At 57.1% G+C, this 22,278-nt stretch carries 23 protein-coding genes and 1 tRNA gene; 17 read left to right on the top strand and 7 right to left on the bottom strand.

Going from position 1 to position 22,278, the window contains the following annotated elements; genetic code table 11:
- Positions 1-288: 288 nt before the first annotated feature.
- On the bottom strand, positions 289-4,959 hold the full coding sequence (locus ACYU81_RS04820; RefSeq protein ID WP_460986597.1) for an NAD-glutamate dehydrogenase: 4,671 nt from the start codon (positions 4,957-4,959) through the stop codon (positions 289-291).
- Positions 4,960-5,134: 175 nt separating this feature from the next.
- Positions 5,135-6,409, bottom strand: a complete 1,275-nt coding sequence (locus ACYU81_RS04815; RefSeq protein ID WP_460986596.1) for a PAS domain-containing protein — start codon at positions 6,407-6,409, stop codon at positions 5,135-5,137.
- A 187-nt stretch (positions 6,410-6,596) separates the two neighbouring features.
- On the opposite strand from ACYU81_RS04815, the gene ACYU81_RS04810 reads away from it, so the two are divergent.
- The 9 genes from ACYU81_RS04810 to ACYU81_RS04770 all read left to right on the top strand — a co-directional run bounded on the left by ACYU81_RS04810 (position 6,597) and on the right by ACYU81_RS04770 (position 14,118).
- Positions 6,597-6,672: transfer RNA gene (locus ACYU81_RS04810), tRNA-Thr, on the top strand.
- 99 nt (positions 6,673-6,771) lie between these two features.
- On the top strand, positions 6,772-7,437 hold the full coding sequence (locus ACYU81_RS04805; RefSeq protein ID WP_460988109.1) for a rolling circle replication-associated protein: 666 nt from the start codon (positions 6,772-6,774) through the stop codon (positions 7,435-7,437).
- A 212-nt stretch (positions 7,438-7,649) separates the two neighbouring features.
- Entirely contained in the window at positions 7,650-7,979 is a 330-nt protein-coding gene (locus ACYU81_RS04800; RefSeq protein ID WP_460986595.1) for a hypothetical protein, read from the top strand.
- A 1-nt stretch (position 7,980) separates the two neighbouring features.
- The gene (locus ACYU81_RS04795) at positions 7,981-8,823 is read left to right on the top strand and encodes a recombinase family protein (RefSeq protein WP_460986594.1); all 843 of its coding nucleotides are present in this window, start codon (positions 7,981-7,983) and stop codon (positions 8,821-8,823) included.
- Positions 8,813-9,970, top strand: a complete 1,158-nt coding sequence (locus tag ACYU81_RS04790) for a hypothetical protein (protein ID WP_460986593.1) — start codon at positions 8,813-8,815, stop codon at positions 9,968-9,970. The genes ACYU81_RS04795 and ACYU81_RS04790 overlap by 11 nt, the downstream gene beginning before the upstream one ends.
- 87 nt (positions 9,971-10,057) lie before the next feature.
- Positions 10,058-11,368: a hypothetical protein gene (locus ACYU81_RS04785; RefSeq protein WP_460986592.1), complete on the top strand. Its 1,311-nt coding sequence runs from the start codon at positions 10,058-10,060 to the stop codon at positions 11,366-11,368.
- Between the two features lie 20 nt (positions 11,369-11,388).
- Positions 11,389-11,574: a hypothetical protein gene (locus tag ACYU81_RS04780; RefSeq protein WP_460986591.1), complete on the top strand. Its 186-nt coding sequence runs from the start codon at positions 11,389-11,391 to the stop codon at positions 11,572-11,574.
- Between the two features lie 18 nt (positions 11,575-11,592).
- The gene (locus ACYU81_RS04775; RefSeq protein WP_460986590.1) at positions 11,593-13,806 is read left to right on the top strand and encodes a KAP family P-loop NTPase fold protein; all 2,214 of its coding nucleotides are present in this window, start codon (positions 11,593-11,595) and stop codon (positions 13,804-13,806) included.
- A gap of 99 nt (positions 13,807-13,905) precedes the next feature.
- On the top strand, positions 13,906-14,118 hold the full coding sequence (locus ACYU81_RS04770) for a hypothetical protein (RefSeq protein WP_460986589.1): 213 nt from the start codon (positions 13,906-13,908) through the stop codon (positions 14,116-14,118).
- Here ACYU81_RS04770 and ACYU81_RS04765 read toward each other — a convergent pair.
- Together ACYU81_RS04765 and ACYU81_RS04760 are read right to left on the bottom strand one after the other, a co-directional pair.
- Positions 14,102-14,350, bottom strand: a complete 249-nt coding sequence (locus tag ACYU81_RS04765; protein ID WP_460986588.1) for a DUF7662 domain-containing protein — start codon at positions 14,348-14,350, stop codon at positions 14,102-14,104. The two genes, ACYU81_RS04770 and ACYU81_RS04765, sit on opposite strands and share 17 nt — an antisense overlap.
- Before the next feature lie 6 nt (positions 14,351-14,356).
- Positions 14,357-14,575, bottom strand: a complete 219-nt coding sequence (locus tag ACYU81_RS04760; protein WP_460986587.1) for a helix-turn-helix domain-containing protein — start codon at positions 14,573-14,575, stop codon at positions 14,357-14,359.
- A 311-nt stretch (positions 14,576-14,886) separates the two neighbouring features.
- On the opposite strand from ACYU81_RS04760, the gene ACYU81_RS04755 reads away from it, so the two are divergent.
- The 3 genes from ACYU81_RS04755 to ACYU81_RS04745 all read left to right on the top strand — a co-directional run bounded on the left by ACYU81_RS04755 (position 14,887) and on the right by ACYU81_RS04745 (position 17,620).
- Positions 14,887-15,801 carry a hypothetical protein gene (locus tag ACYU81_RS04755; protein WP_460986586.1) on the top strand — a complete coding sequence of 305 codons (915 nt, stop codon included), beginning with the start codon at positions 14,887-14,889 and terminating at the stop codon, positions 15,799-15,801.
- Between the two features lie 93 nt (positions 15,802-15,894).
- Positions 15,895-16,545: a hypothetical protein gene (locus tag ACYU81_RS04750; protein ID WP_460986585.1), complete on the top strand. Its 651-nt coding sequence runs from the start codon at positions 15,895-15,897 to the stop codon at positions 16,543-16,545.
- Position 16,546: 1 nt separating this feature from the next.
- Positions 16,547-17,620, top strand: coding sequence for a helix-turn-helix domain-containing protein (locus ACYU81_RS04745; protein ID WP_460986584.1), 1,074 nt, complete (start codon positions 16,547-16,549; stop codon positions 17,618-17,620).
- Between the two features lie 248 nt (positions 17,621-17,868).
- Here the strand turns inward: ACYU81_RS04745 and ACYU81_RS04740 are convergent, their stop codons facing one another.
- The gene (locus ACYU81_RS04740) at positions 17,869-18,258 is read right to left on the bottom strand and encodes a hypothetical protein (protein WP_460986583.1); all 390 of its coding nucleotides are present in this window, start codon (positions 18,256-18,258) and stop codon (positions 17,869-17,871) included.
- 178 nt (positions 18,259-18,436) lie between these two features.
- Here ACYU81_RS04740 and ACYU81_RS04735 point away from each other — a divergent pair, with 178 nt between their 5' ends.
- From ACYU81_RS04735 to ACYU81_RS04725, 3 genes are read left to right on the top strand one after another with little or no spacing between them, the layout of a single operon-like run.
- Positions 18,437-18,877, top strand: a complete 441-nt coding sequence (locus ACYU81_RS04735; RefSeq protein WP_460986582.1) for a hypothetical protein — start codon at positions 18,437-18,439, stop codon at positions 18,875-18,877.
- 33 nt (positions 18,878-18,910) lie between these two features.
- Positions 18,911-19,564, top strand: coding sequence for a hypothetical protein (locus ACYU81_RS04730; protein ID WP_460986581.1), 654 nt, complete (start codon positions 18,911-18,913; stop codon positions 19,562-19,564).
- Positions 19,561-19,857: a hypothetical protein gene (locus tag ACYU81_RS04725; protein WP_460986580.1), complete on the top strand. Its 297-nt coding sequence runs from the start codon at positions 19,561-19,563 to the stop codon at positions 19,855-19,857. Before ACYU81_RS04730 ends, ACYU81_RS04725 begins: the two co-directional genes overlap by 4 nt.
- Positions 19,858-19,903: 46 nt before the next feature.
- On the opposite strand, the gene ACYU81_RS04720 is transcribed toward ACYU81_RS04725, so the two are convergent.
- Positions 19,904-20,347: a DUF6641 family protein gene (locus ACYU81_RS04720; RefSeq protein WP_460986579.1), complete on the bottom strand. Its 444-nt coding sequence runs from the start codon at positions 20,345-20,347 to the stop codon at positions 19,904-19,906.
- Positions 20,348-20,971: 624 nt separating this feature from the next.
- Positions 20,972-21,226, bottom strand: a complete 255-nt coding sequence (locus tag ACYU81_RS04715; protein ID WP_460986578.1) for a hypothetical protein — start codon at positions 21,224-21,226, stop codon at positions 20,972-20,974.
- Positions 21,227-21,513: 287 nt separating this feature from the next.
- Between ACYU81_RS04715 and ACYU81_RS04710 the strand changes: the two genes are divergently transcribed.
- A complete protein-coding gene (locus ACYU81_RS04710; RefSeq protein WP_460986577.1) occupies positions 21,514-21,771 on the top strand; it encodes a hypothetical protein in 258 nt (85 codons plus the stop codon).
- A 114-nt stretch (positions 21,772-21,885) separates the two neighbouring features.
- On the top strand, positions 21,886-22,236 hold the full coding sequence (locus tag ACYU81_RS04705) for a hypothetical protein (RefSeq protein WP_460986576.1): 351 nt from the start codon (positions 21,886-21,888) through the stop codon (positions 22,234-22,236).
- The last annotated feature ends 42 nt before the right edge of the window (positions 22,237-22,278 follow it).

Below are 22,278 nucleotides of genomic sequence, written 5' to 3'. Positions count from 1 at the left end.
GGGTGGGATAGGGCATCGGGCCTTTAATCTGAATCGCCCAGCCCCGTTCGGGCTGTTTGAACGAGTCACTTGCCTCGTTCAAATGTCGAAGCCCCCATCTTCCTAAAAAGAAGTAGAACCCTTCGACAGGCTCAGGGCGAACGGCATTAATAGGGGTGGAGCCGATATAAAGCACGAAGCTCTAGGGCGCGTGGCGGGGCACGAGATCCCAGCGTTGGCTACGCCGCCCTTCGGGTCGCTGGGATGACGGTAGAGGCTGGGATGAAATGCTGTTGAGAGGGGGCGCTATTAGCGCCCCAATAGCCCCCTTGCTTGCCCCGCTATTTCGGCGAGCATCGCTACATTGGGTGCCGCAGCCGCCTTGGCGCGGTGGACGAGGGCGCGGAATTGGGTGATGCGGGGCTGCTTTTCGGCGAGCCATGCGTCGACATGGGCGAGGATGTCCTTGCCGTTGGATTTGCCGCCCTGTTCCAGGAAGTCGAGGCGGACCTGCTGCATGTCGCGGGCGACGCCGGAGATGAGCAGCCTTTCCCATGGATCGCTGGGGGCCATGCGGGCGGCGGTTGACTGCACCCAGTCGATGCCGACCGTTTCGCCCAGATGGGTGAAGGCGCGGGTAAGGGCGACTTCATCGACCTTTAGCCGCACCGCAAGCGCGGCGATGCCGACGGCGCCGTCGAGTTTGAACAGACCGGCGGTGCGGCGCACCAGATCCTCTGGCGCGCCCAGTGCGAGGAGGCGGTCGATGACGGCATTGGTGCGGCGCAGGGCTTCGCTGGTGAGGAGGTCATCGACATCGCGGGCCAGCTTTTCGACGCCGCTGGCGAGCAGGGCGTGACCGGCGCCGGGCAGCGTTCCGGTGGGGAGGCTGCGCAAAATGTCGGCAATCTGTATCCGTACGCCATTGGCGACGTCGGCGAACAGGGCGAGGCGCGCCGCTTCCGACATAACGGCGGCGTCGATGTCGGCCCAGAGCGTGCCGATGTCATAGAGACGCTCCGCAATCAGGAAGGCGCTGGCCAGATCGGCGAGCGAGCAGCCTTCCTCTTCGGCGAGTTCGAAGGGGTGGATGAGGCCGAGGCGATTGACGATGCGGTTGGCGACTTTGGTCGCGACGATTTCCTTTGCAAGAGCGTGGGCGGCAATGGCGTCCGCCTCCTTCTTTTGCATGGCGGGCGGGAAGGCCGCGGCGAGTTCCGGACCCATGCTGGGGTCGAGGGCAAGTTGCCCCTGTTCGATGGCATCCTGTAGCGCGAGCTTGGCCGTGGAAAGCAGGACGGCCAGTTCGGGCCGGGTAAGGCCAAGACCATCCTGTCCACGCCGAAGCAGCATGTCATTGGCGGCAAGACCCTCCACCTGCCGGTCGAGCCGCCCGCTTTCCTCGAAGGTTTCGATCAGCCGGACATAGCTGGCGAGGTCCGCCGTTCCACCGGATTCGGCGATGGACAAGCCCAGTACCTGAAGGCGGTTATCCTCCAGCACGATGTCGGCCACGGCATCGGTCATGCTTTCGAGCAGTTTGTTGCGCGCGTCGAAGGCCAGACGGCCTTCCGCCATTTCCTGGTTGAGCGCGATCTTGATGTTCACTTCATTGTCCGAACAATCGACGCCCGCCGAATTGTCGATGAAGTCGGTGTTGATGCGGCCACCGCGCAGCGAAAAGGCGATGCGCGCGGCCTGGGTGACGCCGAGATTGGCGCCTTCACCGACGACCTTGACGCGCAGATCCTCCGCATTGACGCGCAGGCGGTCATTGGCGGGATCGCCCACATCGCCATGGCTTTGCGCAGCGGACTTCACATAGGTGCCGATGCCGCCGAACCACAACAGGTCGGCAGGGCTTTTGAGGATGGCGCTGACGAGAGCCGCCGGTTCCATTTCGGTTTCCGTGACGCCCAGCATTGCCTGAACCTGAGCGCTTAGCGGGATACTCTTCAAGGTGCGCGGATAGACGCCGCCGCCTTTTGAGATCAGCGATTTGTCATAATCATCCCAGCTGGACCGGGGCAATTGGAACAGGCGGTCGCGTTCCTTCCAGCTCTTCGCCGGATCGGGGTCCGGATCGAGGAAGATGTGGCGGTGGTCGAAGGCGGCGAGCAGCCGGATCGATTTGGACAGCAGCATGCCGTTGCCGAATACGTCGCCCGACATGTCACCGCAGCCGACGACACTGACCGGCTCGCTCTGCACATCGATGCCCATTTCGGCGAAGTGCCGCCGCACGCTGATCCACGCACCGCGCGCGGTGATGCCCATCGCTTTATGATCATAGCCGTGCGAGCCGCCGCTGGCGAAGGCGTCGCCCAGCCAGAAATCATGATCCAGCGCGATGGCATTGGCGACGTCGCTGAAGGTGGCCGTGCCCTTGTCCGCCGCGACCACGAAATAGGGATCGTCGCCATCGTGAATGACGGTTTGCGCGGGATGGCGGACCTTGCCCTTCACGATATTGTCGGTGACCGACAGCAGCGCGCGGATGAAGATGCGGTAGCTCTCGGTGCCCTCCGCCATCCATGCGTCGCGATCGACCTGCGGGCTGGGAAGCTGCTTGGGATAGAAGCCGCCCTTTGCGCCTGTTGGCACGATGACGGCATTCTTGACCCGCTGCGCCTTCATGAGGCCGAGGATTTCCGTGCGGAAATCGTCGCGCCGGTCGGACCAGCGCAGGCCGCCGCGCGCGATCGGCCCCGCGCGCAGGTGAATGCCCTCCACGCGGGGGGAGTAGACCCAGATTTCGCGCCAAGGCAGCGGTGCGGGCAGGCCGGGCACCTGCGCGCTATCGAGTTTGAAAGCGAGCGCTTCGGCGGCGGCGTTGCTGAAGAAATTGGTGCGCAGGGTAGCCGTGATGACGGCGCGCAGCAGGCGCAGAACGCGGTCCTCGTCGATCGCGCTGACCTTTTCGAGGCCCGCATTGATGGCGGCCTGTGCCTGTTCGGCGCGGGTCGGGCCGTCCTTTGCGGCGGGGTCGTGCAGTGCCTCGAACAGGGTGATGAGCTGGCGGGCGATCTCCTGCTCCCGACGCAGGGTTTCGGCGAAGGTCGCCATGCCATAGGCCATGCCGGTCTGACGCAAATAGCGGAAGAGCGCGCGGAACAGCACGACGGCGCGGGGCGCGAGCCCTGCGGTAACGATCAGTTCGTTGAACCGGTCATTTTCGGCGCGGCCTTCCAGCACCTGCGCAATCGCTTCGGTTACTATGTCGGCGCGAGCGACGACTGCATCACCGCTGCCGCCCGTGGGGAGTTCAAGGACGAAGCGCTGCACATGGCCCTGCGCGCCGCCATCGACCGCCGTCGTCATTTCATCGATGACGCGAAAACCGAAATTCTCGAACGCCGGAACGACTTCCGACAGGGCGATCACATCGTGGCTGTAGAGCTTCAGACGCAGCTGCTCGGGCGTGTCCTCGCCGTTGCGGTAGATGCGGATCGATTTGTCGCCGGGGCCGCCAAGACCGTGGAGCAAGCGGATGTCGATCGCTGCCTCGGCCGGGCCGGCGCCGTTGCGATAGGCCATGGGAAAGCCGGGCGCATAGCGTTGGGCAAGCGCGGCGGCGCGGCCGGGTTCTTCGGTTTCGGCCAGCGCTTCCTCGACGGCGGGCAGCCAGCCGCGCACCATCTGCTTCAACTGCCGGTCGAGCGAAACTTCGTCAGGCACCACGCCACCATCGCGCAGGTCGAGCGTGATGCGCAGCAGCGCAAGGCCGCTTTCCTCAAGCGCGATCGACCAGCTGAGCACGGGCGCATGGGCGGCCTGCGAGAGCATATCCTGCACGGCAAGGCGGCGGGCGGTGGTCAGTTCGTCGCGCGGCAGCCAGGCGAAGGCATAGAGATGGCGGGGGAGGGCGCTGGTGCCGAGCGCCAGCTTTGGACGCGGCCGGTCGGTCAGCGACATGAAGGTGAGCGCGAGCCGTTCCAGCGTTTCATGATCGAAGCCGATCAATATGTCATGCGGCAGGGCGGTGAGCGCGTGAACGAGCACTTTGCCCGCATGGCCGCCGGGATCGAAACCGAACTTGTCCATCAGCGCGGAAAGAGCGGAACGCAGCAGCGGCACCTTGTCGGGACTGGCCGACAGCGCCGCGCTGGTCCACATGCCCGCGTGGATCGAGAGAGCGACCAGCTTTTTCCCTTCCCGCACTGGCACGATGATGAGGTCGAGCAGGACGGCGCGATGGACGCGGGAGAGCTTGTTCGATTTGATGATGAGCGGGTTGCGCTTGCCCTCTTCAAACCAGGTGAAGGCCGCTTCGAGCGAGGCGGGCGCGAGCAGCGGCGTGTCATCCAGCGTGCAGATGCCCAGCTGATCTTCCGCCTTGCCATTGCGCAGGCGACGTTCATGGCCCGTTTGCGTGAAGTGGCGCGCGAGGAACCAGCGAAGGAGTGCGGCCCCTTCACCGTCGGGGATGGCGTCCGCATCCCGGCTCATAGCGTCGCGCATCTTCGGCCAGTCGGCAACCGCGGCGCGGACATCGGTCAGCGTCTGGCGCAGCGATTTTTCCAGCGCGCGGCGGCCCTTCGCGTCGGCGCGATCCGCCTCGATATAGATCATGGATTCGCGCCGGGCGCCGGGGGCTTCGTCGTCCAGAATGGCGGTCAGCTTGCCCGCTTCGCTGCGGTCGATCGAGAGGACGGGGTGGAGCAGGCGGTAGATGGTGACGTCATGCGATGCCAGCGCATTGGCGATCGAGTCCACCAGGAAGGGCATGTCGTCATTGATGATGGCGATCCGCATGTAGCGGCCGGTCGCGCCTTCGCCGAGCGTTTCGATGGAAATGGCAAGCTGGCCCGATTTGCGGACGTCGGCGGCGCGGCCGAGGAAGGCGGCTGCGGTTACCGCTGCCTCATGATCGAAATCCTCGCTTTCGCCCGGGAGTGCGCCCCTTTCCAGCGCTGCCTCAAGCGCCTTGCGGATCGATACGTTTACTCGGCCGGTCTTCGGCTCGGACAATGCCGTCATGCGTAACCTCTTCCCGCTGCGGCTGTATGCCGCTTTCCCTGAACGGGGACGACGCTGGCATGTTGTCACGCGACTCCCCGGCTCGGCTTGTTATGCGCTAGCGCCCGGTGAGGCTCAATTGGAGAAATGAAATAAAGTTACTGGCCGTCGAAATATAATGAGCGTTGTCGTTCGGTTAGGCGGCCGCCGCGACGATCACCCGCTGACCAAGGTCCGATCCATCGGGAAGGGCGCCGACTATCGCCAGAGTGCCGTCCGCTTCCCGCCGGGCGATGACGACGGCGAGGCCGTCTCCATCGGTCGAAATGGCGACAGGGTCGATCGGCGCGGCGGCCTTCATCGCGGCGCGCGCGGTCTGGCTAGGGTCGGGGCGAGGGGGTAGGAGCGAGCGGCGCTGGGCGCGCTCGTCGCGGATCAGCGCCTTGAGGCCGCCGGGATATTCGCCGAGATAGTCGCCAAGCGCGCCGAGGCCGAGGCCTGCGCTCTTCGCATGTTCCAGCGCGGTCGCATATTCGGTGATGCGCGTCTTGTCATAGGTGGAGCCGAAGACCAGCTTCACCACGGCGGTTAGGGGGCTGCGCGCCTGGGGCTTGATCCCGGCGTCGGCAAGCATCTCGGCATAATCTTCCGGTGACGCCTCGCTCATCAGGGCGAAGTCGTAGGCGAGGCCGATGGCGCGGTAGAGGGCGCCGTGGGTGCGGGCTTCGCTGGTGCGGGCCTGCTCCGCGCCGTCGCGGGCAAGGGCGAGCCAGTCGGCGAGCGGCGCGTCCTCGGCCGGGCTTTCCATGCCGGACAGGTCGAGCGTGTCGTCATCTTCGCCCGCCGCCGGACCATCGGCCCAGATCGGTGCTACGGCATGCGGAGCGGCGCTGCTGCGCAGGGCGGCATCGACTTCACGGCCCAGCTCGTCGGCGACGGCCTGGCTCGCCAGTTCCTTCCAGCTGATGACGCCGAACACGAAATCGATCGTCTCGCCATCGGAGGAGAAGGGCATGAGGATGCCGCGATAGAGGATTTCCGACCCGCGCTGGTTGAGGAAGCCTGCTTCGAAACCGATCGGCGCGGCGTTGGCGATGATCTGCAGATAATGGTCGGTCAGGCGCGACAACAGCGAGCGCGACGGCACGTCGTTGATGAACTGGATGGCGCCGGTGACGTCGCACTCACGCCGTAGCGCGGTGCCGAGATACACGACCGCCGGGTTATCGAGTCCGGTGCTGAAATCCAGAAGGACGCTGTTCGGGCCGAAATCTTCCAGATGATCGGGCGAAAGATCCTCGATCGACGGAAGCGTGCGGTCGCCCAGCAGGGACGCCCAATAATTATAGGCGCGCACCTGCATGCGTCGCTCGTCGGAGCCTACGCTGGACGGCGGCTCCATCGCCTCGTGATCGGCATAGTCGAAATCATCCTGTTCATTGGAGATTTCCTGCCCCCGCAGAGTGTCCATCCGGTCGGTCCTAATCCAGAAGAAAAGCTTTCCTGAGACTCGACACTGCCATGGGATGGTAAACATGCCGTGAAGAAGCGGCGAGCCTGACGCAACGCGCGCGCCCCTTGCCCCGGAAGAGATGGTGCACGAAGATGCATTGCCCGCTTGTCCTGCGCACCAACCGCTGTTATCTGGCCCACCCAACGCCGCTTTAGCTCAGTTGGTAGAGCACATCATTCGTAATGATGGGGTCACGTGTTCGAGTCACGTAAGCGGCACCATCAGTCTCAATTTGAAACTTATTAGTCTTCGGACTTCTTCCCGGTGTGATCGTATCACAACCGGCAGTTGGTCGTTCCTGTCGCGATAGAAAATCCGTGATGATCCCACCGGGGACCACTTTTTCTTCCATAGCTGTTCACAGGCTATTGGTGCGATTCGACGTGTCGGATATATTGAATGTACGGATTTTCTTTAATTCCTATCCGTCTCCCCTTCATCCCCCACTAAATACCACAAACCCCTTATCCCTCCTGCACGTCCCCATGAGAACAAACCAAGATCGAACTTCCTACCGTCAGTCAGTCCTGTCATTCGTGGATCTCCAGCGATTCGCGTCTCCCTTTGCTGTGACCCTGACACTGAAACAGGGGATAGCGGGTTCCGGTGGTTTCGCTGGTCGGTATCAGAAGATCGACATGTACGAGGCTAGGAAGAATTTCCGACACTTTATGAACTTCCTGAACCGTCAGGTTTATGGGAAGGCTACTGCTCGGTACGGGAAACGGATTAACGTCCTTCCGGTGATCGAGGGAGGAAACGGTATCCGTGTCCACTACCATCTGATTCTCGATTGTCCCCGGCCGGAACTGGAACTGGAATATCCTGCGATGATCCGTGACTGCTGGTCTCGGACCCCGTGGGGATACAACGAGATTTACGTCAAATCCCTCTGCGATGAGGGATGGGTGTCCTACATTAGCAAGCTACAGAGTAAGGTCGTGTACGATGAATCGTTCGACTGGGAAAACTCTCACCTGAGTTGATTGCTGGGTCTAAGACCCCTTCGACCACCTTCGCTATCATCCACAAACCCAACTTGGTTCGAAGACTGTATCGGGCCTTGATTCTACAATATTATCTAAAAACCTTCAAAACAGTTCTAAAAGTCACTTCTGTAAAAATCATACAAAAACACATTAACATCGTGCGAAGCACCATCCGAAGGATGTATTATAAAAATAACTAAGGAGCATATATGACAGAAACTAAGACACTGGTAAATTTCAACGTGCCAACAACCATTCTACAGACATTCGATAAGCTATGCCGTTTGTACGGCAAACCCAGATCGCAGATTTTGAATGAGCTGCTCTATGGGTACATTTTAGAATTCGGTCAGCAGGCATTTTCCAGATTCGATCAGGTTCGAAAGATCGATGAGAGCCTGAATACAGCCTTTGAAAGGAGCGATGGCACGGATTTGGATGATTTGCCGCCGAAGGCGGAAAATGACGTTCAGAACGGCTTGAAACGGAAATTTTCGAGCTTTGGAAGAAAGGATGAAAAGCCTTCGGAGGCCCGCTAAAATGGATGCTTCGGACGTTTCATGGATTTTTAGCCTTGGAAATGGAAAGTCCATTTCAAATCCTGTCATTTCGCAACTGCTTGCTTACCCGGTGAATCCGGTTCGCCAGAATGCCCGTTGTCCATCCCTTCTGATGGCGGGAGCCCGTCCACGACAAACCAAGGTTTATTTTGGACGGAGCCCGGTGATGAGCCGTTATGTTGCCTATTTTCGAGTATCGACAGCCGCCCAAGGGCGGTCCGGCTTAGGATTGGCTGCGCAACGATCGAAGATCGAAGCATTCTTGAATGCTGATGATGAGGTGATTGCCGAATTTGTCGAGGTCGAGTCCGGGAAGGCTGATAACCGGGAAGAGCTTTGGAAGGCGATTGCCCATGCCAAGAAGCATGGCGCGAAAATCCTGATTGCGAAATTGGATCGTTTCTCCCGGAAAGTCAGCTTCATTGCCGGAATCATGGAACAGGGAATTGGCTTGGTGGTGGCCGAGATGCCCCACGCCACGGATTTCCAGCTGCATATATTTGCTGCCTTGGCACAGGAGGAGCGACGGTTGATCTCCGAGCGGACCCGCAGCGCCTTGGCCGAGGCGAAGAAGCGGGGGGTCGCTTTGGGTAAGAATGCTCAGGCATTGAAGGAGCGGCATCGCCAGCAGGCATTGGAATATGCGCGATCCCTCGAACCGATTTTGACGCCGATGCTGGCCGATGGTTGGTCGTTCACGGCTATGGCAGATCAGCTAAATGTCGCTGGTATCGATGCCGCCAAAGGTGGTCGATTTACGGCGCAGACGGTGAAAAACATTGTTATCCGCCTTCGCATGGAGGGAATCGCCCATGCACGTTGAGCGGATCGGTCCTGTTTCGCTGACCGGCGTTGCTGGTTCGCCATTTTACTACGCCCGGTTTCGTAAGGATGGTCGGCAGGTCACGAGATCACTGAAGACGAAGGATGTCCATGACGCCCGTCAGAAGGCGCAAGCAATTGCTGAGAAACTGGGATATCGGAAGACCCCTGAGAAGATCGATTACAGCTTCAACCGGTTCGCTGCTGACACCATCGAGGCAGACCGAAAGAAGGTGAAGCGTGGGGAACGGGCACCTACGGTGGTCAGCTTCAACGAATGGATTCTCAAGAAGCATCTATCTGACCGGATCGGCAATATCGACATTCGAAAGCTGGATTATCAGCGAATGCAGGAGGTGGTGGACGAGCTAACCGATCTTGAGCTGAAATCCGCATCCATAAAGCGGATCATGGTTATGGTCAGCAAGACGTTGAAGACTGCTGTGCGGGCAGGGGCGTTGACGCATGTGCCGATGATGCCGGAGGTCAGTCTGAAGCAGGGCACCCGTGGTTGGTTCTCGGAGTTAGAATTTGACCGGCTGCTGAAATCATGTGCCGACCATGCGGCTGCGAAAACAAAGGTCCGTTCGCAGATTATCGGTCAGGAATTGCGCCGCTTCATCATGATCATGGTCGACACATTTTTACGGCCCAGCGATGCCAAGCTGCTGCGCCATCGGCACATTGAGATCGTGCGGACCAACAGGACGCAGTATCTTCGGATTTCCACGGATTTCAGCAAGACCGTTGCTACGCCGATCATCTCCATGCCCGGTGCTGTCGAGATATATCAGGAGATATTGGACGAGCAGCAGGCTAACGGCTTCGGCGGTCCAGACGATTTCCTGTTCCTGCCGCAATATACCGGACGAAACTTCGCATTGGAAATGCTGCGTCGGCAGTTCCGAGTGGTGGTGGAATCCGCTGGATTGTCAGTGTCGGCAAGCGGAGAAGCCAGGACGATCTATTCCCTGCGACACACGGCGATTATGTTCCGGCTTATCAGCGGCGATGCCATTGATCTGCTGACGCTGGCGAGGAACGCCCGAACCAGCGTGGAGATGATAGACCGATTCTACGCCAAGCATCTCACGGCGGAGATGAATGTCGAGCAGCTACATGGGAAGAAACTGGCATTCCTGGATTAGCGGAGCTGCCGGATGAACGTTTTTCAGGAGCTACCTAGGTAAAACGCCTGATGGCATCAAACGTAAGATCGTGGCTCTCATAGCACCGTGACGCCGTTTGGAGCTCATACTATATGGGCGGCCATGGCGATAAAGCGCAACATTAAGCTTGTGTCGGACGAACAGCTGCAGGCGTTCTTCGATGACTTCGAAAGCAGTTCCACCGTGCTGGAAGGAGGCGGCCTCAGCTTTCCTGGCTTTCGCGCAACAAATTATTTGCAGGAAATCCTTCCGGATGCCTTTATCGTTAAACCGGCGCTGCGACGTTCAGCAGCCATTCGGCTCTTTCGTAGAGCACTTTTTCAGGCGCGCCGAGACGGGCCGCTGACAGCTGAAACGGTTATTGGAAGAGCAGAGGAATTTCTGCGAACGGATCGTGCTGTCAGCCTGAAGAAGTTCACTCTGTGGACAAAAATCAGAGCTAAAGGGATGGATCAAGCTCAGGAAATTAAATTCAAATGGGGCGACGTTTCAATCCGTACCACCGCGCAGTTGCCAAAGTGGCTTCGGCTTTCGCCGTTCGAGAATTCTGGCGTTGGGTACATCGATCCAAGTCAGCCCCGGCCTTCCGGGTATATCATTCTGAGCTGTCGGGAACGATTCGAAGACGACGCTGTGGATCGGATGCTAGATGCGCTTCAATTGTTGATGGCACTCATGAATATATACGAGAGCCGAGGCAGTTGGACCATTATGGCGGGTCATAATTGGACGGCGGGGCAGCTCCGAATGGGTCCATTCCAGTTTATATTCCAAGAGCGAGAATTTCTCGGAAAGAACCGAATTTGGTATGATCCGAAATATGACGAAAAAGCATGGAATGACCAAATTCCAGAATTTAAGAAATATCTTAAAATTGCTTCTTTCACAAAGAAAGCTCTCTCAACGCTCGCCACACATCCCCTCAAAAATGTGCTTGTGGCAGCGCTTCAGCTTGCACAAGATGCTTTCGAATCGCGTGACGGCAACCACCGACTGCTTCGGTTTTGGGCTGCGCTTGAGAAGATATACGTCGAAGACTCAGCTCGCGAACGCTCCAATCAGAAGGTAATCGACCGAGCTAGTTTCGCGGACGATGATTACCAGCTCACTAGGTGGCAACTGAACCACGTTGCACGCCTTAGGAATGAGCATGTGCATGCACGGGGGCATGAGGATGCCTTTATGGAGCAGAGCCAGATGCTCCGCGATCTTTTTACCCGGCACATATTGCATTGGATATTCCATGGCCGCGAGTTTGATAAACATGAAGCACTGCTGGCCTATGTTGATTTGCCAAGGGAGGACACAGCGTTAAAGGCTATGCGAAAGATTATCGATCGGCGACTACGGCTGAACAAGCGGCACAGAGAGGGATAATCAGCGGCGATGCCATCGACTTGTCGGCGCTGGCGCTGAATGCCCGCACCAGCGTCGAGATGATCGACATGTTTTATGGGAAGCATCTCGGTAGAGATGAATGTCGAGCAGCTGCATGGTTCTCGGCTGGCATTCGCTGGTTGATAGCCGATAGTAACATGCTCGATGAAGATAGGGATGATCAGGTGCTTGCTATAGAAGGTTGAATCCAATTTAGTAGCGCCATGGCCTTGAATGATTTCCCATCGTCACAAATGCTAACCGGGGACCGGGCGCTCGGATCAGACGACCCGGATCGCTTGGGATTTGAGGTTATCGCAGAGCGTTTGGCAACCGCCTTGGTAAGTCACGCCACAGACGCGGGCATGGTGATTGGTATCAACGGCAGTTGGGGATCAGGGAAATCTAGCCTGTTAGGCTTGATGGAGCTCAAGCTGGCCAAGCTGGAGGACGCTCAGCGTCCTACCGTGGTGCATTTTCGACCGTGGCTCGTCGGCAATAGAGACGCACTGCTAACTTCTTTCATGGCGTCGCTCTCCAGCGCAATCGCCAGCGTCCAATATCAACAAGGTGATGCTAGTGCCTCTAGCATCATTAAGGCGAAGGAAGCGGCCGAAACCGCCCGTAGGTATGCGACCTATCTGAGCAAGGCTGGCGATGCCATCGAGCTTGCCGGTGAGGCTTGGGGACCACTGAAATGGATTGGCAAGGGAGTGAAGGCGCTAGGTGCTGCATCGACGAAGAGCGAGCAGCCCGCCTCCCTGTCGAGATTGAAAGATAAATTGACAGATGAATTGAGGGATCTGGGGCATCGATTTTTAGTGACGATCGATGATGTAGATCGCCTTGAGCCAGCAGAAATGATGGAGGTTCTTCGTTTGGTTCGGTCTGTGGCCGATTTTCCCAATGTCATTTACGTGCTCTGCTACGACGGTGAGGTGCTGGCTGAAGGGGTGAGAAATGCCGGTAACATCACTGATGGTCATGCGTTTCTGGAGAAAATTGTTCAGCTTACAGTGATGGTTCCATCCCCTGAAGCATTTCAACTGCGCCAGTGGTTTTTCAACGAGTTAAGTAAATTCGCGCAGGCCAAGACCGAAGATGAGTTGTCCCGCCTGAAATCCGTGGTGGATTACGAGGGCGGCAAACAGCTGAAAACGCCTCGCTCCGTCACAAAAGCATTGGATTCGATACGTTTCCTCGTGACCGCACTGGGTAGAGAGGCTTATGACCTGGCCGATCTAGTCTGGATTCAACTCATCAAGGATGGAGAGCCAAGGCTTTATCGCTGGATTGAGGAATATTCCATCGAGGCATCCACAAAATCAATTGGCGTCGGTTCAATCAGCGAAACGGCAGCGGCGCGCAGTCTGGCCGCATTGACCCAGTCAGTGCATGAGGGATATTTTCATGATCTGCACTATCGGCATTTTTTCGCGGAGCAGTTGCCCGGCATTGATACTAATTTTGGAGAGGATGGTGCTGCCTTCGCCATTTTCGCAAAGGTAGGGAGATCGGACCGTGATGCCGCGATTTTAAAGCGACGGTTGGCAAGCCCAGACCACTATCGGCTTTATTTTGCCCTCGGTGAACCGTTACATGCTATCAAGCAAGCAGAGTTTGATGCGTTTTGGGCAGGTGCAGCCGCGGGAATTCAGCAAGCATCTGACGCATTTATGGGCCTTCACCGTCAGTCCATTTCTGATGCTATGGGGAAAGGGGATATTCTGCTGGAACGGCTCAATGGAGTCCCCGCAGAGAGCTTTGTGGCTGAGCAAGCGGCAACCATTCTCCTGGCGCTTGCTGATTGCATGGACGAGGCATTCAGATACCGGCCATTCGACCGGTTTGGCATTTTTTCCATATGGGATAGGGCTGAACGGATCGTTCCTACCTTGCTAAACAGAAATCCTGAACAAAGATTGGCCATCGTCGAGCGGCTGTTCACTCAAGGCAAGGCCGTGGGATGGCTGACATCTTTATTCCGCCGGGATACCTTTGCCCAAGGCCGATTTGGTGACCGCCGCCGTCCAGAGAGCGAATGGCTTTTTACCGCTCAAGAGCTGGACGTTATCACCGCCGCTATGCTGTCCCGCTACCAAAAGATGCCGATTGATGAGGTGTTGAATACGCCCGATACCATCGGGCTTTTGTTTGCTTGGCGTCAAGGTGGAGATGAAAATGGGCCTCGGCAGTTAGTTAAGGCCGCTATTCAAACTGATGCGGCGCTGATGGATATGCTGCACCGCATGGCCAATTCAGTGCTGAGTACGCGGGGGTCTTATGAGGTTCTTAAACGCGATCATCTGGAGCCGTTTTTGGACTTCGATAGCGCAAAAGGAAGGGTCGAAGCCTTAGCTGTTGGAGCAGAAACGCCGGAAATGCGGGACGAAGCCGGTCTAATTCTTCGGGCATTTCAAAATGGGGATCGTACATAATCTGTTGGCTCACCCCAGACGAGCTACGGTTGCCACCCCCTGTAGTCGTCAGCTGCTTTCGGAGGGATACACGCGCTTTCACGATCAGGAAGCCGTCTTATGGATCAGCGCGAACCTTCGCCCCTCGCCATTATACAAGAATTATTCGCCTTCATGACCGCGCTCTGCGAGGACGCCAGCGATCTCGCTATGCAAGGGCAAGCGGAGGATGATGTCGAGCAAATCACCTCACTCGCCAATCGGCTTAGGGAGGCGGGTTATCGTCTGACGGTGTTGAGCGAGGCAGTGACCGCTATCACAGAGCGCGCTTAAATCTCACCCGTTTCGAACCAAACACGAGAAATGATTCGAACCCCGCAGCCGCAACGGCTCTTCGGAGTGTGCTACGATGCTTGGTGGTGTTCGCCCAGAACTGCCTATCGTTCGCGGTTTTTGGCAGTGACGAACCGATGATCTGCTCGATCTCCGAGAACGTTATTTCGAATTCGGAGACCTTGCTCGCCTTCAGGTGAGGGGTAAGACCGTTGTATTTTCTTGCCTTCATAAGCCTTCACGCTTGGTTAGAGAGCTGCAATAGTACGGCGGGATCGACTTCCAGTGCATTCGCCAGTCTGCCCAAGGCCCGGACGCTTGGATTACGGGTGCCCCGCTCCAGATCGCTGACATAGGTGCGTTTCATGTCCGCCGCATGGGCAAGCTCCTCCTGCGTCATGCAGCGCAGCTGGCGGTAATGCCGCACATTTTTGCCGAGGAGCTGGACCAAATCCATGCCGGGACATGGCCGCAGGTCTCGGCAAATGTCTGTCCACCAATCGTGTCATTTTCTGTTGCCAGTCAAGGGGATGATCGGGAATAGGGATGACACGATTAGGTGTCATGGGGGGATGAATGTTTCAAAATGCACGCGAGGAATGTCATGATTGTCTTGGGGCCTTTGCCAGCGATCAGATGGTACGCGCGGGGGAACTTCTAATCTGCCCCAGTTGCCGCGCACGCAGGCGTTGGCGTGTCTTTCGTTGGTCCTGCCTGCTGGCGTTGGCGTCGGGAGTGCTGTTCCTATACATTAGGAATCTCCCACCGATGGACGATGTTGAGGCTAGTGCTGCGAATGTGGCTGCGCCCTCAGAGCCGCTCGGCGTTCTGGATTCTTCCACCGATGAGAATAGCGAGTGGGCTGTAAATAGCCGCGTCGATCCAATGACTGACGCGGAAATCCTGTCCGCTAGTCGGGCTTTCCAGGGCCAAGCAGCCCGTATTCGCGTAGCGATCAGATGCTCCAACCACAAAAACCTCTACTATCTGTTCACCACGGTCGATAGCGAGAATGGTACTCCGGTATCCATGTCCACTGCGCCAAATCCGGCCGCTGCCGCTGCCGCTTTCCAAGTCAGCGGAGGATTGATGCTTGTACAATCGGTCATCAGTTACGGCGTCCGGGTTGATGAGCTGCCCGCCCGGAATGGTAACGCCATCAACCCCAGACGGGATAATCAGCTTATTCTCGATAATTCGAGCAAGCCTTTGACCAGTTTGGAGCTTGCGAAGGGGTCCGTCTTGCACATCCGGTTGCCGGTTGAAGGCGGATCAGAGGTTGTGGAAATAGATCAGACCGCCTCGGGCATTTCGGAGGTCATCCACGATTGCACAGACGGTGGGAAGCGGATGGATGCTGATGAAGCAAACCCTGCCGCGACATTTACGACCATCGGCAACTGCAGCAAAACCGTGATTAAGTCGCTAGGCACTCGTCTAGGAGGAGTTCCCGATTCGGGGAGTGCCGTCAATTATGGTAACGGCGTGTATGGCGTCTCCTACGATGTGATCCCCGAACTGGAAGAGAGCCGGATTGGCGATCCCATCAAGCTTTGTCTAACGGACGTGCCCCGGAATTGCCCACCGGGAGATGATCGAGGCAGGTCTTACGCTGCAACCAACCTGCGCACGGGCGGCAAATGGGAGTTGTCAGACTCACAGCATGAATGTGGTGGTGCGTAAAAACTAATGATCCACAACGAGCAGGGTGATGCCCGCTTGCGCTCTTTAATTTTCTATGACACAAATGAGCTGAGAAAAATTAAAGGGTAGCACATGCACGCCGTTCGCATTTACCGTGAACCGATTGAGGTCGCTAACCGCCTTTCGAAGTTTGGCATCAGCGTCGAGGAGGTATTCCCGCTTATAGAGGCGGTCATAGCCGCTCGGAATGATGTGGTGGCGGTTGATGCGCGGACCGCTGGGGGCAGTAAGGCATATTTTGCTGGCACTCGGCACCTGCGATTTCTGTTTCTCCCGAAGGGGTGGGAGATGGACAGCACAAACGGGATAGAGTCTGTGGTGCATCCGGAATCCGGTATTCGGATTGTCTACCAGTCTGTGGATCAGGCTTGCGTCGGCATTCGCGGGCCACAAGCGGTTAGCGGGAAGGGGCCGGCAGCCAAAGCGGCTATAGAACAGGCGCAGGGATTGTTGTTTCTTGAAGACGAACTTCCCGAGGTTGCGCCGGAGAAAATTGCCAAGCTCAATTCCAGCTTGTGGTTCCTTTGTGTGTCCGTGAATGAGCAGGATGAGGCAGATGTGCGGGCGGAGCTGTCGTTGCCTGCCGCAATCGAAGGTGGGAACTTCGAGGGCTTCCTTGAACGCATCTTCATCGTTAGGAGCGGGGATTGGAAGGGCCGTAGCCCCGGTGTGAGGAAGCCCGAAGACGATGATCCGTACGAGTTCTCGATCGCGCGGAAGTAACATGATCTTCAATCCAGCGCGTTTGGAGCTGGCGATGGATCGTCGTCGGCTTACGGCTCGTGCGCTTGCAGAACTAGCAGACGTGACGGTCGTGAGCCTGTCGCAGATAAAAACAGGGAAGCAGGTGCCACAAGAGGCGACTGTGCAGCGGATCGCTGACGCGGTGGGATATCCGCTCGCCTTTTTTTACGGTGGTGATGTCGACACTTTGCCTGCGGAGGCGGTCAGCTTTCGGAGCCTGTCATCGGTAACGCAGCGGGAGCGCAACGCTGCAATCGCGGCTGGGGGCATTGCCTATCTGGTGGCTGATTGGCTGCAATCTAAATATGAACTTCCTAAACCTAATCTGGTTGATGCTGGCCCGGAGCGCGATCCAGCTACAGCGGCCCGTGCTTTGCGTCAGGAATGGGGACTTGGTGAAAAGCCGATAGGCAATCTGATTAAGTTGCTTGAGGCCAAGGGCATCCGAGTGTTTTCTCTAGCGGAAAATACCAAGAATGTTGACGCCTTCTCATGCTGGCGAAACGCTGAACCGTTCATCTTCCTCAACACGTTCAAAACCACCGAGCGCAGCAGGTTCGATGCGGCCCATGAACTTGGCCATCTTGTCATGCATAAGCATGGGGGATCGAATCAGGGTCAGCAGGCCGAAGCTGAGGCAAATGCTTTTGCCAGTTCGTTCCTTATGCCGCGAGCAGACGTGCTTGCGGAAATGCCGCGTATCCAGTCTCTCCGTCAAATCATCTCGGGGAAGAAGCGCTGGGGTGTGTCCGCTGCAGCTCTTACATATCGACTGCATAAGCTAGGGCTGTTGTCCGATTGGCAATATCGAACGTTCAACATTCAGCTTCGCACGGATTTTGGTGGCAGCGAGCCGGAGAGCATGGCTCGTGAAACATCTGCGCTTTGGAAGATGGTTTTGGATGACCTTTGGGAACAGAAATCGACGCGAGCGGATATCGCGGATGAGCTGGATATTCCACACGGCGAACTTGAAAATCTGCTGTTTGGGTTGACGGCCACGTCCGAGGAACCGCCTGCGCGAAATGACCGGCCCTCGCTGGCGATCGTCTAGTTGGGCGTGTTTAAGACGCTGAGGGTCTTCACGTAAAAAACTCGTCCAGCGTAGGCCCTGGCTCACGGAGGGGGATTACCCTTACGTCAGCTACGGTCCGCTGAATGGCGAGCTGCGCCTCCGATTTCCATCCGGCGAATTTGCGGCAAGGTCCGCACTGGACTCTATAATCATGTAACGGCACGTCCGACACATGCCATTCCAGTGCGAACCGCCCGCATTTCGGACACGTGGTTGGCGCGTTACGATCAGTCATGTTTCACCAGTGTCCATGCCATGCCGTCGCGGGCAATCTTGCCGTCATTCTTTAGAGTCGTCAGCTGCGGGCTGAGGCTCGTCCTTGCTACGTCATCCCGGCCATATTCCTTAGCGAAACATTCCAGCAGGTCGAGGGCGGACGCTCCCTGCGGGAAATGACGTTCCAATGCATCCAGCACCATTGCCTTTACGCTCATCTTCCGTCCACCGCTCGGCGGCGTAGCAGGTTTCTCGACAGGTTCTATCTGTGGGATCGCAGCAAGAGCTGCTTCGACGGCGGCCATTTCGGCCTCGATTGCTGCGACCTTCGCTATCGCGTGATCCAGTTCCTCTGACAGCTTGCGCTTAAGCGCCGCAAGAACGTCTACTGTGCTTTCCATAAGCGGAATTTAACAGGAGGACGGGCGGCCTTCAATCCAATCCCAAAAAAAATTTGGGGCAGAATTAAAATAACCCTTGCACGAATTAAAACCAATGATATTGAGCCTCCGTCCTTTAAGGGCAATTTAATCCAAACCCACCCAATCTAATCCATTGGTTTAATGACGGAGTTTAACAATGTTTCGTAATGCCAACACCTACGCCTATCACGTCTGCATCGCAGGACAGGGTGGCCTGCCTATGGTCGAGCCCGTCTGGGCTTCCCAGGAGCAAAATAGCTTTGATCCGGCCACCTCAACCCCGCTTCCCTTCATCATGGGGGTGGATTTGAGCCATGAACACGAGGGCCGCATCTTTGATGACAAGGGCGATTGCATCCAGACTTTCGTCTTCAATGTCGAGCCCATGGCCGGTGGATGGGTCGATAAGCACGGCGTCGCTGCTTTCAACGAACGGCAAAGCGTCGTTTTGGAATTTCAGCTTGAGATGGAGGAGGTGATCGATTGGGGCAACTTCATTCTTAACCCAATCGCTTATGTTCGTCATGGCGGCTGCTTCTTGGATGCAATCAAAATTAACGGGAAGCTCTGCATGCCCCTTCCGGCGACCGTAAATTAATTCTATAATCTTTGAAAATAGGACCATCTAATTATGTTTAAAGATCTTAATTTGCTTTCTCAGCCGCCCGTTCTCCCATTCGAAACGCGATCCAGTCGCACCCAGATTCATATCACTGGTTATGCCGGTTTGGTGAAGCTAGGCAAAATCAGAAATGACGTGGCGGCCTACTGGGAAAAGCAAGATGTCGAAGCGTTCGGGGTGCATATTTTCGAGAAGGAACTGAGCGTCGATCAACGGCTGGATGGCACGCCGATTAACCCGCGCCGGTCGCAGAAAAACTGGGGATGCATTTGCAATGTTGCTTGTGTTGGCGGGATAGAGCTCCAAGGGCGCGTGGAGATCAGGGCTATGTCTCCCGATGGCGATCTGCTGCTGCATTTCGCGCAAGACCCGGGACAGACCGGTTGGCCAATCAACCAAGTGGATGACCGGAGTTTCTTCCAGCTAGAGCCCCGCCGTCGCTATGCCGCTGGTCGGACTTTCGGCGTTGGCTCTGGCACATTCATAATTGAGGATAGCAGCCCATTCGATCCTGACCTTATGGACCTGAATATCGTCCAGACTGGTTGGGGCGGTTTCATCAACTCTATAAGCTACAAGGGGCAGGTGATCGACATGTACGATCACGTGTGGGTAGCTGAACAGCCTCCGAAAGCGTTTGTCTTCAAGGCGGAGGGCAAGTGAGCATGGCCAAAGAAACTGTAATGCGATCAGCTCACGCCCAGATTGAGCAGCTGGAGGGCCAACTCCATGCGATGAAGGATGCGCTAGGTCTTCTGATGTCGCAGGCCATATCCACTAACCGGGATCGGCGGTTCGATTTGATCGACGCCTTCCGGGGCAGCGTTGATGCTTCCAGTCTGGAGTTCGATAATGCGCAGACCTTGGACGCCGCACTACATATGGCAGATGGCATCGTGAAGGAGGCCAGATACTGGCAAGATTTCGAGCGCGCATGCGCCGCTAATCTGATCTGACAGAAATCGCCCCCCTCGTGGGAGGGGGGCATTTCGGCCCGCAATGTCATTTTCCGAAGCGGGTCTTGAACGTGCTGACGGCATTGGTGATATGCGTGTCGAATTCACCGGCGCGGACAGCCTCTCGCACGGTCTCGAAGGTTTTGACCAGCTCCAGCCGATCCTTGACCCGGATGGCGGTTTTCCCCTTGGCAAGCTCCAGCGTCTGATTCCCATATTTGATCCAGACGATGATCGTCCCATCCTTGTCCTCCAGCCACCACGGACGGACGCGGGTGCGGACGGGCGTTTCCGTAACTTCGTCGCTGGCTTCGTCACGGACCCGGCGATATTTCATTCGCTGATAGCTTTTCCCGGCTTCCGATGCCTGCGCCAGCGCGATCTGATCGCCGATACGGTCGATCAGCTTTTGGCGCATGGTGTTGATGCCACGGGTCCGCATTTCGGTGGCATTGGACTGGACGAGAGTAAGCGAAGAAAGCAGTGACATGGACAACCTCCTGTTGTTGGTCGCCGCGCCGTCCGCAAGGTCGGCCCTTGGGACAACGGCTAATCTCTAACCTTGCAAGGCATTTCCCAACTCCCTGCCATACTCGGGGGTGGATGCGGAATGGCAAATGGCTGGCACGAAGTCACAGTGTAGCCAGCATTTAGGCCCGATTCCGGCCGCTCTAGGCAGCGGGGCTTTCCGGGGTTTCTCGTTTTGCCGCGTCATACCGGCTTCGGATGAGTCACTTATAGCTCGCAGTGGGAAAGGCCGGGCGCGAAAAAGCCCGGCACCTCGAAAGATGTCGGGCTAGGTTAGGGTCGCAATGCGAGCTGAAAGCCTGCTCAGCAGCCGAGCGCGTAATTCCGATGGATAGCAATAGCACCTATCCGAAAGAGCTAGTGTTGGCGCTTATGGGCAGACGAAGCCAGCGGCGTGGGAAGCGGACCGGAGAGAACTAGAAAAGACTCGCTGCTACAAAGATGGTATTATGCAGCCATCGCTGGCCAACCTGAGCCTGTCAGTGACAGAGAGATAGCCGCTCCCGCTCAGCTGGAGCCTTTATGCGCATCGAAACGCAATTCGACTATCATGTCCGCCGCTCTTCTGAAGAGCACGCAGATTCCATCACATATGCTGGTTGGGTAACGGCACCACGACATCGACGGTCCGCACGAATGCATCGCGAACTGGCGCGAGCGGTCCAAGTCCTGGTGGCGGTCTTTCCAACGATAGCGCATCAAGGGCAACCTGCCACTCTTCCGGTCGAGCCGTAAGCACCCCAAGGGCGAACTTGGTTCCGCTTCTGCGTCCCTCGACTTCGATCTCAAGCTCGTCATCGCCGTCATGGTCGGCAGGCACCCCCTGTTTGTTGGTTGCCATGCGGTCCATTAGGCGAAGCGGATGGACAACGGCCAATCTGCCAGCCGTCAATATGTCTTATTTGGGCGAAGAGCCGATGTTCCCGCTTTTGCCTCCATAGGGGCCGAACAGTTCTCGGATTCTGAATCACTGGCCAAGGGGTGGCTACTACGGAGTTGCCTGCCGCGCAAAAAATGCCGCCGGTTCGCTCCATATATGATAAGATGATTTATCACCGGATTCTGTTTGCAAGCATCCCGTGACCGAGAGACTTGGGCGCTCCCGCTTGCATGACGGGAGTTTCTCCCATGATCACGATCACGAAATCCAAGCCTCGAGAGGCGGATTGGGCGGATGATTTCGTCAGCGCCGTTGCGCGGATTGCCTATGCCGGGTCGGTCCACGGTTATGAAAAAATTGTAGCAGCTAGGCTCTGGCTAGCTGCCTATGTTCAGCGAGAGGCGAAGCTCACAGAAGAAAATGCTTCACAACGGTGGAGCGCTGCACGGAATAATGAACTTACCTGCGCTCTCGACGATTGGGAAAATGAGGGCGGTCGTTGCTAGGCGAACGTCACCTGCGCTGCGCGCCCGGCATCAGTATCGACGGAATTCAGTATGACAAGATCGCGACCTTACCCGGAAGCATTTAGACCTGCCCCCTGCGAAAGCCACCGGCCCTTGAAAGGCTTATTTCTGGCTTTTTTTCCTTTGGTCTGGCTGGCAGGATGCGAAGGCCCCGCTGAGCAGGCTGGAGAAAAGCAAGATGAGGCTGCGGCGAACGCATCGGGCGTAGCTTATGAGGGCTCCGGCCCTGCAGAGAGAGCGGGTAAGGTGCAGGATCGAGCAGATAATGCCGCTCGAAAAGCCAGACGGGCTTCTGCCGAAGCGCTGAAGGCCAAGGGAGAAAACTATCAGCGACAAGCCGACGTTGAAGCCGAAGACCTCGAGGCGAAGGCTGCACAGTTACGCGATGCAGCGCGTGACCGGGCTAAAGCGCTTGATAAAGAAGCTGCTGCGATTGACCCGTGAGCCAAGTCGCAGTTGAAGCAAAAACAATCACGTATCGACATT

The organism is Sphingobium sp. TomTYG75 (assembly GCF_054771635.1).
Note: the sequence above shows the minus strand (reverse complement) of the source record. Positions and strands in the feature narration are given on the sequence as shown.

Excerpts from the sequence above, each read along its gene's own strand:
- ACYU81_RS04820 (WP_460986597.1), bottom strand. The coding sequence starts at position 4,959 with ATGACGGCATTGTCCGAGCCGAAGACCGGCCGAGTAAACGTATCGATC.
- ACYU81_RS04815 (WP_460986596.1), bottom strand. The coding sequence starts at position 6,409 with ATGGACACTCTGCGGGGGCAGGAAATCTCCAATGAACAGGATGATTTC.
- ACYU81_RS04805 (WP_460988109.1), top strand. The coding sequence starts at position 6,772 with ATGATCCCACCGGGGACCACTTTTTCTTCCATAGCTGTTCACAGGCTA.
- ACYU81_RS04800 (WP_460986595.1), top strand. The coding sequence starts at position 7,650 with ATGACAGAAACTAAGACACTGGTAAATTTCAACGTGCCAACAACCATT.
- ACYU81_RS04795 (WP_460986594.1), top strand. The coding sequence starts at position 7,981 with ATGGATGCTTCGGACGTTTCATGGATTTTTAGCCTTGGAAATGGAAAG.
- ACYU81_RS04790 (WP_460986593.1), top strand. The coding sequence starts at position 8,813 with ATGCACGTTGAGCGGATCGGTCCTGTTTCGCTGACCGGCGTTGCTGGT.
- ACYU81_RS04775 (WP_460986590.1), top strand. The coding sequence starts at position 11,593 with ATGGCCTTGAATGATTTCCCATCGTCACAAATGCTAACCGGGGACCGG.
- ACYU81_RS04770 (WP_460986589.1), top strand. The coding sequence starts at position 13,906 with ATGGATCAGCGCGAACCTTCGCCCCTCGCCATTATACAAGAATTATTC.
- ACYU81_RS04765 (WP_460986588.1), bottom strand. The coding sequence starts at position 14,350 with ATGAAGGCAAGAAAATACAACGGTCTTACCCCTCACCTGAAGGCGAGC.
- ACYU81_RS04760 (WP_460986587.1), bottom strand. The coding sequence starts at position 14,575 with ATGGATTTGGTCCAGCTCCTCGGCAAAAATGTGCGGCATTACCGCCAG.
- ACYU81_RS04755 (WP_460986586.1), top strand. The coding sequence starts at position 14,887 with ATGGACGATGTTGAGGCTAGTGCTGCGAATGTGGCTGCGCCCTCAGAG.
- ACYU81_RS04750 (WP_460986585.1), top strand. The coding sequence starts at position 15,895 with ATGCACGCCGTTCGCATTTACCGTGAACCGATTGAGGTCGCTAACCGC.
- ACYU81_RS04745 (WP_460986584.1), top strand. The coding sequence starts at position 16,547 with ATGATCTTCAATCCAGCGCGTTTGGAGCTGGCGATGGATCGTCGTCGG.
- ACYU81_RS04740 (WP_460986583.1), bottom strand. The coding sequence starts at position 18,258 with ATGGAAAGCACAGTAGACGTTCTTGCGGCGCTTAAGCGCAAGCTGTCA.
- ACYU81_RS04735 (WP_460986582.1), top strand. The coding sequence starts at position 18,437 with ATGTTTCGTAATGCCAACACCTACGCCTATCACGTCTGCATCGCAGGA.
- ACYU81_RS04730 (WP_460986581.1), top strand. The coding sequence starts at position 18,911 with ATGTTTAAAGATCTTAATTTGCTTTCTCAGCCGCCCGTTCTCCCATTC.
- ACYU81_RS04720 (WP_460986579.1), bottom strand. The coding sequence starts at position 20,347 with ATGTCACTGCTTTCTTCGCTTACTCTCGTCCAGTCCAATGCCACCGAA.
- ACYU81_RS04715 (WP_460986578.1), bottom strand. The coding sequence starts at position 21,226 with ATGGCAACCAACAAACAGGGGGTGCCTGCCGACCATGACGGCGATGAC.
- ACYU81_RS04710 (WP_460986577.1), top strand. The coding sequence starts at position 21,514 with ATGATCACGATCACGAAATCCAAGCCTCGAGAGGCGGATTGGGCGGAT.